Source organism: Pandoraea apista (assembly GCF_001465595.2).
In the GTDB taxonomy this organism is placed as follows: Bacteria; Pseudomonadota; Gammaproteobacteria; order Burkholderiales; family Burkholderiaceae; genus Pandoraea; species Pandoraea apista.
Genome location: NZ_CP013481.2, coordinates 2,049,771 through 2,065,701 on the forward strand (window position 1 = coordinate 2,049,771; position 15,931 = coordinate 2,065,701).

At 63.4% G+C, this 15,931-nt stretch carries 18 protein-coding genes; 10 read left to right on the forward strand and 8 right to left on the reverse strand.

What is annotated here, in order from left to right; genetic code table 11:
* Position 1 precedes the first annotated feature (1 nt).
* Together tolQ and ybgC are read right to left on the reverse strand one after the other, a co-directional pair.
* A complete protein-coding gene (tolQ, locus tag AT395_RS09515) occupies positions 2–676 on the reverse strand; it encodes a protein TolQ (RefSeq protein WP_042115275.1) in 675 nt (224 codons plus the stop codon).
* 39 nt (positions 677–715) lie between these two features.
* Positions 716–1,189: a tol-pal system-associated acyl-CoA thioesterase gene (gene ybgC / locus AT395_RS09520; RefSeq protein WP_048629177.1), complete on the reverse strand. Its 474-nt coding sequence runs from the start codon at positions 1,187–1,189 to the stop codon at positions 716–718.
* Positions 1,190–1,549: 360 nt separating this feature from the next.
* Here ybgC and AT395_RS09525 point away from each other — a divergent pair, with 360 nt between their 5' ends.
* Together AT395_RS09525 and AT395_RS09530 are read left to right on the forward strand one after the other, a co-directional pair.
* On the forward strand, positions 1,550–2,398 hold the full coding sequence (locus AT395_RS09525; RefSeq protein ID WP_042115277.1) for an NAD(P)-dependent oxidoreductase: 849 nt from the start codon (positions 1,550–1,552) through the stop codon (positions 2,396–2,398).
* 301 nt (positions 2,399–2,699) lie between these two features.
* Positions 2,700–3,458: an IclR family transcriptional regulator gene (locus AT395_RS09530; RefSeq protein ID WP_042115280.1), complete on the forward strand. Its 759-nt coding sequence runs from the start codon at positions 2,700–2,702 to the stop codon at positions 3,456–3,458.
* Positions 3,459–3,563: 105 nt separating this feature from the next.
* Here AT395_RS09530 and AT395_RS09535 read toward each other — a convergent pair whose 3' ends face one another.
* The 5 genes from AT395_RS09535 to AT395_RS09555 all read right to left on the reverse strand — a co-directional run bounded on the left by AT395_RS09535 (position 3,564) and on the right by AT395_RS09555 (position 7,294).
* Positions 3,564–4,193, reverse strand: coding sequence for an SRPBCC family protein (locus tag AT395_RS09535; protein WP_048629126.1), 630 nt, complete (start codon positions 4,191–4,193; stop codon positions 3,564–3,566).
* Positions 4,162–4,692 carry a glycine cleavage system transcriptional repressor gene (locus tag AT395_RS09540; protein WP_042115282.1) on the reverse strand — a complete coding sequence of 177 codons (531 nt, stop codon included), beginning with the start codon at positions 4,690–4,692 and terminating at the stop codon, positions 4,162–4,164. Before AT395_RS09540 ends, AT395_RS09535 begins: the two co-directional genes overlap by 32 nt.
* A 129-nt stretch (positions 4,693–4,821) precedes the next feature.
* Positions 4,822–5,484, reverse strand: a complete 663-nt coding sequence (locus AT395_RS09545; RefSeq protein WP_053086380.1) for a phosphoribosyltransferase — start codon at positions 5,482–5,484, stop codon at positions 4,822–4,824.
* A gap of 106 nt (positions 5,485–5,590) precedes the next feature.
* Positions 5,591–6,343 (reverse strand): sulfite exporter TauE/SafE family protein, encoded by a 753-nt coding sequence (locus tag AT395_RS09550; RefSeq protein WP_042115284.1) that lies wholly within the window; start codon positions 6,341–6,343, stop codon positions 5,591–5,593.
* A 234-nt stretch (positions 6,344–6,577) separates the two neighbouring features.
* Complete coding sequence (locus AT395_RS09555; protein WP_167370724.1) at positions 6,578–7,294, reverse strand: phosphatase PAP2 family protein; 717 nt, start codon at positions 7,292–7,294, stop codon at positions 6,578–6,580.
* Positions 7,295–7,686: 392 nt separating this feature from the next.
* On the opposite strand from AT395_RS09555, the gene AT395_RS09565 reads away from it, so the two are divergent.
* The 6 genes from AT395_RS09565 (at position 7,687) to AT395_RS09585 (ending at position 12,391) form a co-directional block, all read left to right on the forward strand.
* Entirely contained in the window at positions 7,687–9,309 is a 1,623-nt protein-coding gene (locus tag AT395_RS09565; protein ID WP_167370725.1) for a restriction endonuclease, read from the forward strand.
* Between the two features lie 137 nt (positions 9,310–9,446).
* Positions 9,447–9,914: a DUF2501 domain-containing protein gene (locus tag AT395_RS09570; protein WP_042115289.1), complete on the forward strand. Its 468-nt coding sequence runs from the start codon at positions 9,447–9,449 to the stop codon at positions 9,912–9,914.
* 178 nt (positions 9,915–10,092) lie between these two features.
* Positions 10,093–10,737 (forward strand): FMN-binding negative transcriptional regulator, encoded by a 645-nt coding sequence (locus tag AT395_RS09575; protein ID WP_048629129.1) that lies wholly within the window; start codon positions 10,093–10,095, stop codon positions 10,735–10,737.
* Positions 10,738–10,860: 123 nt separating this feature from the next.
* Positions 10,861–11,019 (forward strand): hypothetical protein, encoded by a 159-nt coding sequence (locus AT395_RS25535; RefSeq protein WP_156181607.1) that lies wholly within the window; start codon positions 10,861–10,863, stop codon positions 11,017–11,019.
* Between the two features lie 51 nt (positions 11,020–11,070).
* Positions 11,071–12,018: a DNA/RNA non-specific endonuclease gene (locus AT395_RS09580; protein WP_231606131.1), complete on the forward strand. Its 948-nt coding sequence runs from the start codon at positions 11,071–11,073 to the stop codon at positions 12,016–12,018.
* Between the two features lie 94 nt (positions 12,019–12,112).
* Positions 12,113–12,391 carry a hypothetical protein gene (locus AT395_RS09585; RefSeq protein ID WP_042115292.1) on the forward strand — a complete coding sequence of 93 codons (279 nt, stop codon included), beginning with the start codon at positions 12,113–12,115 and terminating at the stop codon, positions 12,389–12,391.
* An 810-nt stretch (positions 12,392–13,201) separates the two neighbouring features.
* Here AT395_RS09585 and AT395_RS25540 read toward each other — a convergent pair.
* Positions 13,202–13,714, reverse strand: coding sequence for a hypothetical protein (locus tag AT395_RS25540; RefSeq protein ID WP_125348080.1), 513 nt, complete (start codon positions 13,712–13,714; stop codon positions 13,202–13,204).
* A gap of 52 nt (positions 13,715–13,766) precedes the next feature.
* Between AT395_RS25540 and AT395_RS09590 the strand changes: the two genes are divergently transcribed.
* Both AT395_RS09590 and AT395_RS09595 read left to right on the forward strand, forming a co-directional pair.
* Positions 13,767–14,138, forward strand: coding sequence for a hypothetical protein (locus AT395_RS09590; RefSeq protein WP_042115294.1), 372 nt, complete (start codon positions 13,767–13,769; stop codon positions 14,136–14,138).
* A 302-nt stretch (positions 14,139–14,440) separates the two neighbouring features.
* Positions 14,441–15,901, forward strand: a complete 1,461-nt coding sequence (locus AT395_RS09595; RefSeq protein ID WP_048629132.1) for a M20 family metallopeptidase — start codon at positions 14,441–14,443, stop codon at positions 15,899–15,901.
* The last annotated feature ends 30 nt before the right edge of the window (positions 15,902–15,931 follow it).

The window sequence follows — 15,931 nt, forward strand, 5'->3', positions numbered from 1 at the left end:
CTTAGTGAATCTGCCGTTGCAGGATGTTGGAGAACTCTTCGATAAAGCTTTCGAAGCGGATCGACAGCCGGTCGATGTCGGTGGCGAAGCGGTTATAGGCAACCACGGCAGGGATAGCGGCGAACAGACCGATGGCCGTAGCCACCAGAGCTTCCGCGATACCCGGCGCCACATTGGCGAGCGTGGCTTGTTGCACGTTCGACAGGCCGCGGAATGCGTTCATGATACCCCACACCGTACCGAACAGACCGATGTACGGACTGACCGAACCGACCGACGCAAGGAACGGCAGATTGGCTTCCAGCGAGTCCATTTCACGTTGATAGCAAGCGCGCATGGCACGGCGTGCGCCGTCCAGAATGGCATGCGGATCGTTCAGACCTTTTTCGCTCGCCTTGATGTACTCGCGCATGCCCGACTCGAAGATGCGCTCGAGCGAGCCCGTTTGATGGCGGTTGTTCAGTGCGCTTTGATAGAGCGCTTGCAGATCGCCGCCGGACCAGAAGTCGCGCTCGAAACGCTCGGTTTGGGAGCGGGCACGGCGAATCGCGAAGATTTTGCGGAAGATGTGCGTCCACGAAAGCAGCGAGAGCAGCAGCAGCAGGGCCATCACTGCCTGGGCGAGCACGCTGGCATGCATGACCAGCGAAATAATAGAAAGATCTTGATCGGGCATGGTGTGGTTATTGACTGACCGGAATTCTTGTCGTTGGCTTCAGGCGGCTGCCCCACGGGCAGATTCGCCCGACGCGGCGTTGACCGACTTGGCGGCCGATTGCATGACGAGGCGCACTTGCGCTGGGATTTTGCCCGGGCGCAGCGTGTGTGCTGCCACGCAGCCGATTTTGATACTTCCGCGCGCCAACAGTTCGCTGCGGCCGTCGGGCGCTGCCCGCCAGGCTTCCTGTTCAAAATCGACGGAGGCCCCGCCAATGCGCTCGATGCGGCTCTTGATAGTGAGGAGATCGTCCAGCCGGGCAGGGCTCAGATAGTCGACGGCCGTTGAGCGCACGATGAAAATCATCCCGGTATTGCGGGCTAGTTCGAGTTGCTCGATACCGAGCGAACGGAGCCACTCGGTGCGGGCCCGTTCAAAGAATTTTAAGTAGTTGGCGTAGAAGACGACGCCTCCGGCGTCCGTGTCCTCGTAGTAAACGCGAATTGACCAACTGGTATCAAAATCAGCCATGCCGCGCATTGTATCGGAACCGGGCAGCAACGCCAGTCACGGAAACAGAATTTTTCAAACCGACGCGCCGCCGTTCTGTTTACGGATGATTATGCGAACCGCCGTAGCGCACCAAACTGGGGCGAATTGGCGCGAATGCCCCGTGTGGCGGGGGATTGCGCTGGCGCCTGAGCGTGGCCCGTCTCTATAATGATGGCTCGCAAGCCCCCTGAATTTCAGACAGGGCCAAACGTGTGCGCACGCCAGCATCGCGCCCCATTTGCGCCTCTTCTTAGCGAATCAACCTGCGAGGCCCTCGAATTGACTTCCCCTTCATCGCAAGCATCTTCCCTTCGTGTCGCGTTCCTCGGTCTTGGCGTGATGGGTTATCCCATGGCCGGTCATCTGCAGCGTGCGGGTCATCAGGTCACGGTCTATAACCGTACGGCTGCCAAGGCGCAGCAATGGGCGAAGGAATACGGCGGCGCCACCGCCGCCACGCCGGCCGACGCCGTGCGCGGCGCCGATATCGTTGCCGCCTGTGTGGGCAACGATGACGACCTGCGCAGCATCGTACTCGGCGAGCAGGGCGCCTTCGCGGGCATGAAGGCCGATGCCGTGTTCGTCGACCACACGACGGCCTCGGCCGACGTTGCCCGCGAACTCTATGCCGCAGCCCGCGAAAAGGGCCTGCATTTTGTCGACGCCCCGGTGTCGGGCGGCGAAGCCGGCGCCAAGAACGGCGTGCTCACGATCATGTGCGGCGGCGACGCCCCGGCGTTCGACCGCGTGGCCCCGACACTTGGCGCCTATGGCCGAGCCGTCACGCGCATCGGCGAGGCCGGTGCGGGGCAACTGGCCAAGATGGTCAATCAGATCTGCATCGCCGGACTGGTGCAGGGGTTGTCCGAGGCGATCAACTTCGGTCAGCGCGCCGGTCTGGACATGCCGCTCGTGCTCGACGTCATCAACAAGGGCGCGGCGGCAAGCTGGCAAATGGACAATCGCGGCCAGACCATGATCGACGGCAAATTCGATTTCGGATTTGCCGTGGACTGGATGCGTAAGGATCTGGGGCTCTGTCTGGCCGAGGGGCAACGTAATGGTGTGTCGCTGCCGGTCACGGCGCTCGTCGATCAGTTCTACGGCGACGTGCAGGCGCTGGGCGGTTCGCGCTGGGATACGTCCAGCCTGATTCATCGGTTGCGCGTGCTGTCCGGCAAGGCCTGAACCTGCGGCGGCAGGGTAAGCATTTCGGTGGCGGCGAGTTGTCCGGCAGGGATCCAGGCGGTCGCCGTACACCGCCGCCTCATATCTGGTATTTGGAATATCTTCGGGTTTATCTCCAATCGTCAGCCGGGGGCGATTGGCACTAGAATGCGGAAAACGGGACGTCGCGGCGCGACGGTACGGCGGCGTGGCGGCTTGGGAGCGGGCTTGCGCGGTGGCGTGCCGACGTAGCGCAGAAGGGAGACCGCCGCGAGCGATAACGATCTAGAACACAACTCGAACCCGAGATCCAGGTACCGACATGAGCAATCAGTCGAACGCGGCGGCCGTCCGCGCATTTCGCATTCTCGAAATTCTCAGTGCCTCTGGCACGCCCATGACACTGGCGGAGATTGTCGCCGCCATCGGTCTGCCCAAGCAGACGGTGCATCGCATTCTCAAACAACTCGAAGCCGCCTGGCTGGTCACGCGCGAAGCGGGCAGCCGGCATTACGAGCCGTCGTCGCGGGTGCGGGCCATGGCCGTCAATGCGCTGATGCACGTAGGGCCCGCGGCGGCGCGTCACGCCGTTCTTCAGCAACTGGTCGACAAGCTGGGCGAGACCTGCAATCTCTCGATGCTCTCGGGCGACGACCTTGTCTATCTCGATCGTGTGGAGACCGAATGGTCGCGGCAACTCAAGCTTTCGCCGGGATCGCGCGTACCGCTGCACTGCACGGCGAGCGGCAAACTGCTGCTGGCTTTTCTGCCGCGGGCGCGTCGTGAGAAGTTGATCGCCCATTTGCCGCTGCGTCCGCGAGCGGAGAACACCATCACCGATCTCGAAGACCTGCGCGAGGAGTTGGCGGAAACACGCAAACGCCGCGTGGGTACCAATAACGAAGAGCATGTGCCGGGCATGATCGCCGTGGCCGTGCCGGTGATGCTCGACCGCAACCGCGCGTGTGCCGCCATTGCGGTGCAAGCGAGCGCGCAGCATTGCACGCTCGAGAAGCTCATGACGTTCTTGCCGGACCTCCAGGCTGCGGCCGAGACGATGGCGGCGACGTTCAACGAATAAGCCGGGGAATCTGGTGCGGATCGCGGGTTGCGGGGCACGGACCCACGGCGGACCCAGGCACATGGTGTTATGGCTGCGCCCCTTTACCGCTCGTTGCTACCTTTTTCACTGCGCCTGCACAGCACTCGCTGCCGCGTCTGGCATCGACGCTGCGGCAGGCACGGCCGGAGCCAGCGCCTCGAAAATCTGTTCGAGTTGCTTCGCGCCTTGCGCCGATTCCGCCCGCATGCGCGGCCCGATGAAGATCGGATCGAGAACCAGAAAGAGCAGATTCGGCGTGCGATAGATGAAGTCACGCTCGAAGCGCGTGCCCGTGCCGTCCGGCGTGAGCTTGTAGCGGACTTCGCCCGACGGTCGCCGGTTGATCTCGCCCTCGATGCGCCACGTCAGTGGTGGATTGGCGTCCACGACTTTCCAGTGAACGATACCGTGCCGTCCCGCGAGCCGGAATTCTTCTGCGACTTCCTCACCCATCTTGAGCGGATGGTCGGTTGCCCCTTGCACGGTAATCGACGCCGGATGCCACTTCGGCCAGTGATCCGGCGTGGTGGCGTAGTCGTAGACCACCTGCGGCGGCGCGCGCAGCGTGACCGTATTCACCACATGGGTCTGACGCTCGAAGGGCAAGGGCAGAAGCGAGAGCAGGGCGAGCGCGGCCACCGCCCCGAGGACGAACAGGAAGGCTCGCTTCATCGGCGTGCGCTCAGGCACCGGCAGGCGAATCGAGTTCGACATCGACCATCAGGTCGTCGGCCAGGCTTTCCAGTGTCTCGCGTAACGACTCCGTGCTGACACTCGCTGGCACATGAAGGCGCGCGGTCGCACGGAACAGTGTGCCGCCCGACATCGATCCTTCCACGCATTCGGTGGCGAGTTCATCGATGCTGATGCCGCGCGAGAAGAGCACGTGCGAGATTTCCTTGACGATCCCCGGGTGATCCTGTCCGACCAGATCGAGTTGAAGCGTACGGGCAGCCGGATCGGTGGCGGCACTCTGTGCGCGCGTGACGGTAACGCGCAAACCGTGCGTTTCCAGTGCGTGCAGGGTTTGCGTGAGCGTGTCGGCGTTTTCGTCGGGGACTTGCAGATGAATGATGCCGGCGAACTGGCCGGCAAGATTGGCGAGGCGGCTCTCCAGCCAGTTAGCGCCGGCGGCGCTCGCGCGATCGGCGATCGCATTGACCAGACCCGGACGATCCGGGCCGATCACGTTGAGAATCAGGGACGTCGTCATCAGAGGCTCCGTCGAAACTGAGGGGCAGGAGGCGGCATGGCCGTTGCGCGCAGCAGGCTCAAGTGTAGTGCAATCGCGGGGTGCGCCGCTACGGCGAGCCTGTGCGGCCGGGCAGATTCCGACGCAGGCCTACGGACGCCCGGCAGCCATGGCGAGCAGTGCGATGACGGTGGCGTCGTCTGTTTGCGCGAAATCGTTGTACGCCACGCTCACCGCGTAGAAAGGCTGCGGCATTTCCAGACAGACGACGGCGTCTGCCAGCGTCGACAGCCGCGCGACGGCGTCGCGTGCACCGACCGGCGCACAGGCGATGAGCGGCGTGGCACCGAGGCGTCGCATCGCGCGCAACGCTGCGATCATCGTTGCGCCGGTTGCAATGCCGTCGTCGACAATCACGACCGGGCGATCCTGTACATGGGGCGCGCCGCGTCCCGGCGTATACGCCTGACGTCGCTGCTGGATCAGCGCGCGCTGGCGTGCCGTTTCATGCGAGAGATACGTGCCCGTCGCGCCGAGCGATAACGCGTGATCGGCGAGAAAGATGCCGCCGAACTCGTCGACGGCTCCCACCGCCAGTTCCGAATGGTGCGGTGCGCGCAATTTGTGGGCGAGCAGCACGTCGAGGGTGCCATTCAGCTGGCGGGCGATGGGCAGTGCGACCGGTACGCCGCCGCGAGGAATGGCCAGCACTAGCGGCGGCGCACAGCGTGCGATCAGTTCATGAGAGGCGAGGACTTCGGCCAGCGCGTTGCCGGCAGCGGCACGATCGAGAAACGAAGCAACGGCGGACATGGTGCGAGGGCGGGGGCGAACCCGGTGTAGGGCATCGGTATTGCCATCGTAACGCCGGGCCCTGATGCCCGTTTGGGCCAATCGGCGGGTTCGGCCCGGGAGTGGCTCAGCGGGCAAGCAACTCGGGCACGGTACCGACGAGCAGTGTCACGCCGGAACAGGCGAGCAGCGCAAGCACCATCCGCCGGAAGGCATGGTCGGAGAGGAACTGATAGGCCCATGCCCCGGCAAGTGTTGGCAGAATCATCGACGGCACGGCAATCGCGAACACATGCAGTGTCTGCACGGTAATGACGCCATGTACTGCGTAGAGCGTGATGGTGAGCGTGTGCATGACGATGAAGAAGATCTGCATGACAGCGCGCTGCATGTCTTTGTCCCACCCGCGCAGCGTGCACCATAGCGTCGGCACCACGCCGACGAGCCCGCCGATCCCCCCCATCACCCCGCCGATGAAACCGACCACACCGTCTGCCGTGCGTCCGCCGTGCCGTATACGGGGCAGATGCGCCGCGAGCAGCAAGATCGAGCAATAGATCACGAGTACCGCGCCGATGCCCGCCCGAAACCATACCGGATCGAGATAGCGAAGAATCCACACGCCGACCGGCACACCGATCAGGCCGCATAGAACGAACGGTGCGAGACGATCGAGCGGCACAGCCCGGCGGGTGGCGCGTAACCCCAGAAGCTGGCCGACGAGAGAGCAGAATGCCGCTAGCGGGCCCGCTAGCGTGGGGGGCAGCGACCATGCCCAGAAGGACAGGGCGACCAGACTGAATGCAAAGCCGGACAAGCCTTGCACGAAGCCGGCGACGCAGGCGCCGGCAATGAGAGGAAGCAACGGATCGACAGTCATGAATCGGGCGGCTTGGCCGGGGGGCGAGGCAGTGGCGCTGCGTCTGCATCGCTGCGACATTACGGTGCGTCAGGGCACCGGATGCCACCGCACAGACACGCGGCAAACGTCCGGGCGATGCTCGCGGCTCGCCGCTGGCCAAGGAAGGCAGTCTTGGGTTTGTTGTTATCAGCGGGCATTATGCGGCGATCTCGCCGATTCACGAAATTGCCGCCTCAGGGCGTGTGCACGCGCTCACGCCCCCGGTCGGCTGCCCCAGCGTTGCCAGGCGGCCACGAACGCCGCGCCGAGCGCGATGCCAAGCGCGGCGCCCGCAAGCGCGTCGCTCGTCCAATGATAGGCGGCTGCGATCTGACCGAACCCCGTCAGCGCGACGGCAACGGCGCACGGCCAGCGCAGCACGCGATGCCGCAACGCGAGTACCGTCGCGAACGCCAGCATGACGGTGAGGTGGCCGGAGGGAAACGACGCATAAGCCGCGCCGTCACCCCCAAGGAGGCGAAACTCGAAAACGCCGTCGCGCAGATACGACGGATTTTCATGAATCCATGTGGCGGGCCATGTACGTCCGAACACAAACTTCAGCCCCTGTTTGAGCACACTCCCCACGCCCACTGCGCCCGCCGCCAGCCACACGGTGGCGGCCCATGCCGGGAGTTGACGGCGCCAGACGAACACTACGCCCGCGATCATGAACGTGGGCCACGCAAGGACGAACAGCGGCGAGGGCAACTCCGCAACACGCTCGATCCAGCGGGTGCCTTGCGTGTGCACATGCACGAAGTCCACGACCGGCCGGTCGATCCATGGGATGGCGGCCATCGCCAGCACGAGACAAGCCATCGCGCTCAGCCACGCACTACGCAGACAGGGGCGGGAGGCGAGGGAGGCGAGGGAGGCGCCCGGGGCCTGCCATGTCTCCGGCCGGGAGTTCGGAGTCGGTTCGTTCATGATTCGGGGGCAACTATTGGGCGTCGACGCGAGACGGAACTGCCATAGGGTAATCGCCATTGCCGACGGCGACACGTCGAACGCGGCGGCCGGGACATGCATGCCGCGTTGAATACCGTTTGGCACAACGACGGCCGGTGTGACGGCGCGCTTGAGACTGCACCGCTGTCATGGCGATTTGATGACGGTCAGGGCGCAGGCGTTGCGCCTGTGACATGCTCGGGCCGCAAGGAACGGAAAGTTTTTTTGCTGCGAGAGGGGGCAACGTCCTACAATCGTCCCCTACGTAAATGTCGTGCGTTGTCAGTTGCTGGATGGGGAGCGCACGCCGCACTTTGGGATGTTGCAGTTCGCTTGGCAAAACAAAATCAAAATCGCATGCGGGGGCAGTGGTGAACCGGGGATTCGAAAGCATCATCGATCGTCTGGCGCGTGAGTTCTGGCGCGCCGCACACACGCGCGAGCAGCAGCACGCCCAGATGCAGGCACGTTCGCTCGCGGAAGTGCGCGCCATGGATCAGGCGCAGCGCGCGTTGGAAGACGCGCCCGCAGCAGACGCGGCGGCGCGTGAACGCCTGCAACTGGCATACCGGCAGGCCGAGGCAGCCGCACAGGGCGCCAAGGCGAAACTGGAAGTCGCGCGGCTCGAGCGCTTGCTTGCCGATGGTCTCGCTCGCGACCTGCGCATTCCGCCGGCCGACTTGCGCGCGCGCAACACGCCACCGGTGCTCGATACGCGGCATCTCCCAAAAATTCTGGCCAAACCCGAATGGGAGACCTTTGCACCCGAAAAGCCGGGCCGGCTCGCGCTGGCCATGCCGGGGGCGTCGGGCCGCTACGAGCAGGCCGTCGCGAAGGCGCGTAGCGAATTCGTGCATGCGGAGCGCGAGTACGAGGCGTCGAAAATTCGCCGTACGCAAGGTTCGATGATTCTCCAGATCGCGCAGCAAAAGGCGACCGAGGCCGCGCGAGCCGACAGCGCACGTCAAAATGCGGCCGTGGCCGAGTTCGAAGGGGCGTTGTTGCGCGGCGAAGCCGCCGCCGTCACCGGCTATGCACGCATCGTGCTCAGCCGCAGCCCGTATCCGGAAGCGTTTGCACAGACGCTTGCGGCGCACTACGTCGAGAATCACAAGTTGCTGGCCATCGGCTACGACGTGCCGACGCTTGACGCTGCCGTACCCACCGCCCTTGAGTACCATTACAACGCCACGGAAAACCTCGTGCAGGGTATGCCGGCAGGCAACGCGATGCGGGCGCAGGTCTACGCCAACGCCTTGCGCCAGATCGTGCTTCGTTCGTTGCACGAACTGTTCTCGGCCGATCCGTTGCGTCACGTGAATGCCATTGTGTTCAACGTCTACGCGAGCGACGGCGACGCACGCGTGTGTCTGGCGAGCGCGCATGTGGCGCGTGCCGACTTTGCGACGCTGAATCTCGCAGAGGGCGATCCGGCGACGCATCTGGCGGCGCTGGGGGCTCGCGTTTCCGCGCGTCCCGAGGCATTGGAAGCGGTGACGCCGGTGGCGGGCGTCGATATGACGCAGGTTGTCACGGACGCCGATGTTGCCGTCGACCGTCGTTTCAATCTGATGACGCTCACCGACAAGGACTTCACGCAAGTGATGTTCCACCTGCTGCGCTCGCATGGGTTCGAGGGCCCGCCGTTATTGCCGGGCGAAACACCGGGCATGCTGACGTGCCGCGCGTGGGACCCGCATCCGATTTTCGGCGGCGACGTCGTGGTGCATATCTACCGCGAGATGGACGCTGGCGCGCGTCTTGGCATGGCTGCCGCCCGCACGCTGCTCGCGGAGATGCAGCAGATTGGCGCGTCGCGCGGGATGCTGATCACCACGGGAGCGTTTGACGACGGTGTCGAGGAGTTTGCGCGCGATCGCCGCATCGAGTTGCTCGCCGGGCATCATCTGGTCTTCCTGCTCAAGGAGAACGCGGGCGTGGAGGCGAGCGTGGTGGTGCCCGAGACACAAGACGCCGCCGCAGCGTTGCTTTGACGACTCGCGCCGGCGGGGCGAGTCATCGTCTCGGCACAGGCGTCCTGCTATAGTGAGCCAGCCTCACCCACGTCATTCACATCACGGAGGATCGTATGTCGCGACGCATGGAAAGCTCGGCTAATGCAGGTTGGAAGATGTCCCGAATCGGGTTGGCAGGGGGTAGCGTTGCGCTGGTGCTGGCCTTGGGCGCACCGATGCAGGCGCAAGCGCAACTCGATTTGCTCAAGAACGCCGTGGGCGGAAGTTCCGGTGGCGGCAACTCCGGTGGTCTGGCCGGCAGTCTCGGCGGGCTTGCCTCGACCGGCTCGCTGACCTCGGGCAGCGTTGGGAACGCGACCGGCGTGTTGCAGTTCTGTATCAAGAACAACTATCTCAGCGGCGCCAATCTGAGTTCGGCTACCGATGTCAAAGACAAGCTGCTCGGCAAGATCGGCACGCAATCGGGCTCGCCGGCGGCCAGCCCCGGCTACCTCGACGGGGCCAAGGGGCTGCTGTCCTCGCCGGACGGCAAGACAGTCGATCTGAACGGTGGCGGGCTCAAGGAACAATTGACGCGTCAGGTCTGCGACAAGGTTCTCGATCAGGCCAAATCCTTCCTCTGATACGGTCTTCCGGGCTCGCCGGCTGGCGGAGGATTCGCCCGCCGGCGTCCGGGGCGGGATGCCGTCCGGTATTCGGATGGCACCAAAATAATTCTGTACATTGGGTCTTTGCCAAGGGCCACGGGCGGACGTACGCTATGCGTAATCCCATCCCCGCCGATTTTGTCCGGAGCCATCGATGTATCAGCCCGCCGCTTTTGCCGAGACGCGTACCGAAGTGCTGCACGATCTCATTCGCACGTATCCGCTCGGTCTGCTCGTGAGCGCCGGCTCGCAGGGCCTGATCGCCGATTCGATTCCTTTCCTTGTGTATCCGGATGAAGGTGAGTTCGGTACGTTGCGTGCGCATTTTGCGCGCGCCAATCCGCATGGCCCTGCGCTTCGCGATGTCGATGAATGTCTGGTCGCGTTCACGGGGCCGCAGGGGTACATCACGCCGTCGTGGTATGCCGCCAAGGCCGAGCATGGCAAGGTGGTGCCGACCTGGAACTATGCGGCGGTGCACGTGTGGGGGAAGCCACGTGTGATTGACGATGCGGCATGGCTGCGCCGGCTCGTGGGCGATCTCACACAATCTCAGGAACAGGGCCGCTCTGCGCCGTGGGCGGTGGAAGACGCGCCGGCCGACTTCATCGACGGCATGCTGCGGGCAATTGTCGGTGTGGAGATTCCGATTCGACGCATCGAGGGCAAATTCAAGATGTCGCAGAATCGTGCGATGTCCGATCGCGTCGGTGTGGTCGAAGGACTGCGCGCCGACGGGCCGATGAACGAGCCGCTGGCCGCGCTCGTTGCGCAGCGCGGCGAAGTGCCGGGTGACTGAACGCCCCGGGGGATGGGGCCCTGTGTCGGCTGCCGTAACGAACCGAAACAATTCAGCGGGGCGGGGACGGGATAAACGGTGGTGTCCCCGCATACAATGCGGCAACCCTACTCGGATGCCGCAATGAAAACGCTGCTCCTCATGCTCGCGCTGGTGCTTTGCCTGCTCTTTCTCGAGCAGGCATGGCTGCCATCGGCGCAAGCGGACGAGTGCGACAACCTTGGCCCGGCCCAAACCTTGCAATGCGCCGCCTACGGTGCGGCAAACGTCGTCCCCGAATAGCCGTTCATCCGCTACAATCGCACCCCCTGACGTTTTACCCTAAGCCGTGCGATGAAGCAGTCTCGATGGACGGTCACCGCAGTGCGCGCAAACCGCTTGCGCGCGATGACCGGGAAGTTGCCGTTGGCAGTGTCCTCTGCCTCTCTGTTCTCCCTGATTTCCCTTGCTTCCGCCATTGCCGTCATGGCGCTTCCGGGCGACGCGTTTGCCGCCGCCACGGCATGTGGCGACCATTATTGGGCGGGCACCGCACCCGACATCACCAATGCGGCGATGACACGCAACGCACGCGAGGTGTGCTTCAGTGCGTTCGGTGTCATGCACTCCGGGGTGACACGCACACCGTTGTGGTCGGCGGAACGTCTCACGCGCGCCGGCTTGAGCGATGCGCGTCAGATCTCTCGCGTCAACAACTTCCACGCGGAATCGCGCCTTCCCCCGGGAGAGCGGGCTGAACTGCGCGACTATGTCCGCTCGGGGTACGACCGTGGACACATGGCGCCGTCGGCCGATATGCCGGACGCGCAGGCGCAATCGGAGAGCTTCTCGCTGTCGAACATGGTGCCGCAGAACAGCGAGAACAATCGCTATTTGTGGGCAGGCATCGAGTCGAGCGTACGCAAGCTCGCGCAGGATCGCGGCGAATTGTTCGTTCTCACCGGTCCGCTGTTCAAGGGCAAGACGATTACGCAGGTCGGCAATCGGGTGATGGTGCCCACGCAGCTCTATAAGGTGGTCTACGATCCCAGGCGCAAGCAGGCAGGCGCCTACCTTGTCGCGAACGAAGCCACCGGCGACTATTCTGTGGTGAGCGTGGCGGAACTCGAGACGCTGGCCGGCATCGACTTCTTCCCTGGCATGCCGGCGGACGTGAAGCGCACGGCCATGCGATTGCCCGCACCCAAGGCGGCGGGCGGCAAGCGCAAGCGAGATCCGGAGGTGCCGTCGTTCCGCGAGGTGCAGACGGTGCTTGATTTCTTGCGTACGATCATTCGCTAAGCCTGACGGTGGCGTGTGCAAGGCATTGCTACGAACGTTGCCGGGGGCATTTGCCCCGTTTCCACCTTGATTTCCCCCGACTGAGGAGTTTCCAATGTCCGCTTCGTCTTCCGTTAACGCCAAGTTCGCTCCGTTCGCCAACGATGCCGATGCGCTCACGCTTGGCGAACTGAATGTCGAAAATCATACGGATCACGTTGCCATTTTTGGCAACCTGGAAATTCGCCGCGATGCCGACGGGCTGCATCAGGCGCAAGCGCTCAAAGCGGTGCTCGACGCCGTTGTGGCGACGCTGTCGGGCGCCGATTTGCCTGCACACGCCGAGGCAGCGGGCACCACGGCGCGGCAAGTTAAAAATCCGTTCGAGTCGTGACGTTCGCGGGGCGGGGAACCGCCCCCGGATTTACCCCAGCTTTGTGGTTTATCGAAAGAATCGATGTTGCGGTGCACTACGAAACAGGTGCGCCATGCGTTTCACCTCAGGTGCCTCCCGGTAGCCCGGCATACCGCCAAAGGCGCGTCTGCGACATGCACGTCCCTGTCGAAGCCTGAAAATCTCCCAATTCCACGATTCATGCGGGTTGCGCGACAACTTGTCGCACCTGCGACATTCTGTCGCATTGACACGGGCCGTCAAAAATCACGAATCGCGTCAGGGTGACGGTATTCCTGGTCAGGATATCGGGTCTCGAAATCCGGCCAAATCGGAGGTTTTGCTTGCGGCGACGCAGCACAGATGAGGGGTTTACGGCTGCCGGACAAAGCGCATACTAGCCCTGCGTCTCGTCGATTCCGATAGCGAGAATCGATGACCGGCAAGGCTACGAACACTAAACAACGCGAGGTAACTTATGCACATCCGTTGGAAAAAAGTGTATTCGAGTGGATGGGGGACGATTCATCACGATGCACCCCGTTCCCATCGCAGCGCCACTGAGCGCGAGCAACTCTTTCAACGCCTGTTGGCAATCGCGATCGCCTGTAGTGTCGGCGGATTCGTGCTCTTGTCCGTGGGTGCGGCCTTCCTGGGACGCTAAAGTCACAGATCTTCCTTTTCGTGCGCGGCGCCGCCTTCAGCGGATCGCCGCGCAACGTTACTTCGGCTGACATTCCGGCTGCATATTCCCGCTTTTCAAGTGAAAAGTCCGCTCCCGCCCCTATGGTGCCGGGGGCCGCGGCGCTTTCATTTCGCCCTTTCGATCGCCCGCCTTGAACGAATGCCTTCGCCGTTTTGAAACGTCTTGTTACAAAGATTCTCCGTTTCAAAACGCTCTCGAACCCGGATGTCGGAAAATACCTGCAATTCCCCATTAAAAATCTGTCGACACCTACGATAAAGCGCGCAATGCGCGTTGATATCCATCGTCGATGACGTGGTCTCTCGTGGCGATGTAGCCGCGTTCTGCAAGGTCACGCTATTGCGTTTACGAAAGAATAGTGCGATCTTGAAGCGAAGGCGCTTTGTCGGAATTTTGGGTAGTTCGCTGTTCGGAATTTGCCCGGATTTATCCGAATTGTCTTGCGCCTCATAACTTTCGATAAAGAAGAAAAGAAAACAGTTGTGCGGGCTGGTTTGATTGATTTGTGAGGTGCGCCATGGAAATTCGCTGGGAAAAGTTGTACTCGGGCGGATTGGGTCGTTTTTACGACACTTCGGAATCGAGCCGCCGTCGGGCACGGCGCGCGCAGTTGGCATGGTTTGGCGTGGTCATCTCCGTTGGCATCGCCATCGGGGCCATCGCCATCGCATGGCGCTGGCTCTGATGTTCATCACGGCAAAGCGTCGTTCGGGGATCACGGGGATAGGGGTGCTGCTCGCCATTGCGGTGAGCACGCCGGTTCGCGCGCAGACGCCGGCCATGCCGGCGGAGCCGCTCGACACGGCGGGAAGGCCGTGCGGGGCACTGCGCGCGCTACCTGCCGACGTTACCCACTATCGTTACGAAGTCGCGAACCGGTGCGAGCGTCCGGTCACATTCTTCTGGCGTTGCAGCGCCACCGATACGGAGCACTCTCTGGAAATTCCCGGCAAAGCGACGCAATCCGCCACGTGCGTGAAGGCGACGGCCGCTGCCGGAGAGATCGTGTTCCGCTTCGATCCGCCCGGTACCGGCAACTGAACGTCAGTTCGGTGTTCTCGCTGTGATGCGTCTGGTGCTGTCGTTGCCGGCCGCATGGCGTACGGCATAAGCCATATGCCGCTCGCCGCTTGCCGCATCTCGCCGGGCTAATCAGGCGAGGTAGATGCGCACCCTCTGGCCGGCCGGTCGCCACCGCCGCCGGGAATGGCTATCATGACGCCATAAGGATCGTCCGCCCGCCCGGCACTCCCGGAGAGGTCGGCGACGGACCCGCGACCGACCGGGCGCAAATTCCGCGAGCCGGCCTGTCGCGCCAACCGGAACACCCCCAAGGACTCCCCATGACCGACACAGTCACCCCGACTCAGCCGTCGCTCGATACGGCGGCATTGCGCGAATTCGTCGAGCGCAAATGGAACGACGAAATTCTGCACGCGCTGACCGATTACATTGCCGTCCCCGCCAAGAGCCCGGGCTTCGATGCCGATTGGGCGCGCAACGGCTACATCGATCGCGTGGTGCGCGACGCTGCGCAGTGGGCAGAGCGTCAGCCGGTGAAGGGACTGAAGCTCGAAGTGATTCGTCTGGAAGGCCGCACGCCGGTGATCTTCTTTGAAGCCCCGGCCACGCGTTCCGGCAGCAGCGAGACGATCGTGCTCTACGGTCACCTCGATAAGCAACCCGAGTTCGACGGATGGCGCAAGGACCTCGGCCCGTGGACGCCCAAGTTCGAGGACGGCAAGCTCTATGGCCGTGGCGGCGCGGACGACGGCTACGCCATCTACGCCAGCGTAACGGCGCTTGCAGCGCTCGATGCGCAAGGTGTGGAGCGTCCGCGCTGTGTGGGTCTCATCGAGACCTGCGAAGAGTCCGGCAGCTACGATCTTCTGCCGTATGTCGACGCCTTGCGTGAACGTCTGGGCCGTGTCGGTCTGGTCGTCTGCCTCGATTCCGGGGCGGGCAACTACGACCAGTTGTGGCTGACGACGTCGCTGCGTGGCCTGATCTCCGGCAGCCTCGAAGTGCAGGTGCTCGACGAGGGCATTCACTCGGGCGGCTACGGCGGCATTGCGCCGTCGAGCTTTCGCATCATGCGCCAGTTGTTCGAGCGTCTTGAAGATGCCGGCACCGGCAACGTGCTGCCGCAGGGCTTTCATACCCCGATCCCGTTGCAGCGTCTGAAAGAGGCCGAAGCCACCGCCCGTATTCTTGGCGACGACGTCTGGAAAAAGATGCCGTGGGCTTGCGGACAAGACGGTTTGTCGGTGCTGCCGACCACGACCGATCCGAAGGAGGCGCTGCTCAATTCGACGTGGCGTCCGTCGTTGTCGGTGACGGGGGCTGCCGGTTTGCCCGCGTTGGCCGATGCCGGGAATGTGTTGCGTCCGCGTACGGCGTTCAAGCTGTCGCTACGGTTGCCGCCGCTCGTTGACGCCGCCAAAGCCGTGGCCGAACTCAAGTCGCTGCTCGAACTCGATCCGCCGTACAACGCGAAGGTGACGTTCAAGTCCGACGCCGGCGCGGCTTCCGGTTGGAACGCCCCCGACGTTGCACCGTGGCTCACGTCGGCGCTCAATACGGCATCGCAACGGCACTACGGAGCGGATGTGGCGTACATCGGGCAGGGCGGCACGATCCCGCTGATGAATACGCTGCAAGCCGGATTCCCGACGGCGCAGTTCATGGTGTGCGGCGTGCTTGGCCCGAAGTCGAACGCGCACGGCCCGAACGAATTCCTGCACGTGCCTTATGCGAAGAAGCTGACCGCTGCGGTCGCCGAGGTGATCGCTTTGGCGCCGTAAGTCCGGCAAGCCGGGTGAGGCAGGTCTCGC

Coding starts and splice junctions, on each gene's coding strand:
- tolQ (WP_042115275.1), bottom strand. CDS start 676: ATGCCCGATCAAGATCTTTCTATTATTTCGCTGGTCATGCATGCCAGC.
- ybgC (WP_048629177.1), bottom strand. CDS start 1,189: ATGGCTGATTTTGATACCAGTTGGTCAATTCGCGTTTACTACGAGGAC.
- AT395_RS09525 (WP_042115277.1), top strand. CDS start 1,550: ATGGGTTATCCCATGGCCGGTCATCTGCAGCGTGCGGGTCATCAGGTC.
- AT395_RS09530 (WP_042115280.1), top strand. CDS start 2,700: ATGAGCAATCAGTCGAACGCGGCGGCCGTCCGCGCATTTCGCATTCTC.
- AT395_RS09535 (WP_048629126.1), bottom strand. CDS start 4,193: ATGTCGAACTCGATTCGCCTGCCGGTGCCTGAGCGCACGCCGATGAAG.
- AT395_RS09540 (WP_042115282.1), bottom strand. CDS start 4,692: ATGACGACGTCCCTGATTCTCAACGTGATCGGCCCGGATCGTCCGGGT.
- AT395_RS09545 (WP_053086380.1), bottom strand. CDS start 5,484: ATGTCCGCCGTTGCTTCGTTTCTCGATCGTGCCGCTGCCGGCAACGCG.
- AT395_RS09550 (WP_042115284.1), bottom strand. CDS start 6,343: ATGACTGTCGATCCGTTGCTTCCTCTCATTGCCGGCGCCTGCGTCGCC.
- AT395_RS09555 (WP_167370724.1), bottom strand. CDS start 7,294: ATGAACGAACCGACTCCGAACTCCCGGCCGGAGACATGGCAGGCCCCG.
- AT395_RS09570 (WP_042115289.1), top strand. CDS start 9,447: ATGTCCCGAATCGGGTTGGCAGGGGGTAGCGTTGCGCTGGTGCTGGCC.
- AT395_RS09575 (WP_048629129.1), top strand. CDS start 10,093: ATGTATCAGCCCGCCGCTTTTGCCGAGACGCGTACCGAAGTGCTGCAC.
- AT395_RS25535 (WP_156181607.1), top strand. CDS start 10,861: ATGAAAACGCTGCTCCTCATGCTCGCGCTGGTGCTTTGCCTGCTCTTT.
- AT395_RS09580 (WP_231606131.1), top strand. CDS start 11,071: ATGAAGCAGTCTCGATGGACGGTCACCGCAGTGCGCGCAAACCGCTTG.
- AT395_RS09585 (WP_042115292.1), top strand. CDS start 12,113: ATGTCCGCTTCGTCTTCCGTTAACGCCAAGTTCGCTCCGTTCGCCAAC.
- AT395_RS25540 (WP_125348080.1), bottom strand. CDS start 13,714: ATGCCAACTGCGCGCGCCGTGCCCGACGGCGGCTCGATTCCGAAGTGT.
- AT395_RS09590 (WP_042115294.1), top strand. CDS start 13,767: ATGGCGCTGGCTCTGATGTTCATCACGGCAAAGCGTCGTTCGGGGATC.
- AT395_RS09595 (WP_048629132.1), top strand. CDS start 14,441: ATGACCGACACAGTCACCCCGACTCAGCCGTCGCTCGATACGGCGGCA.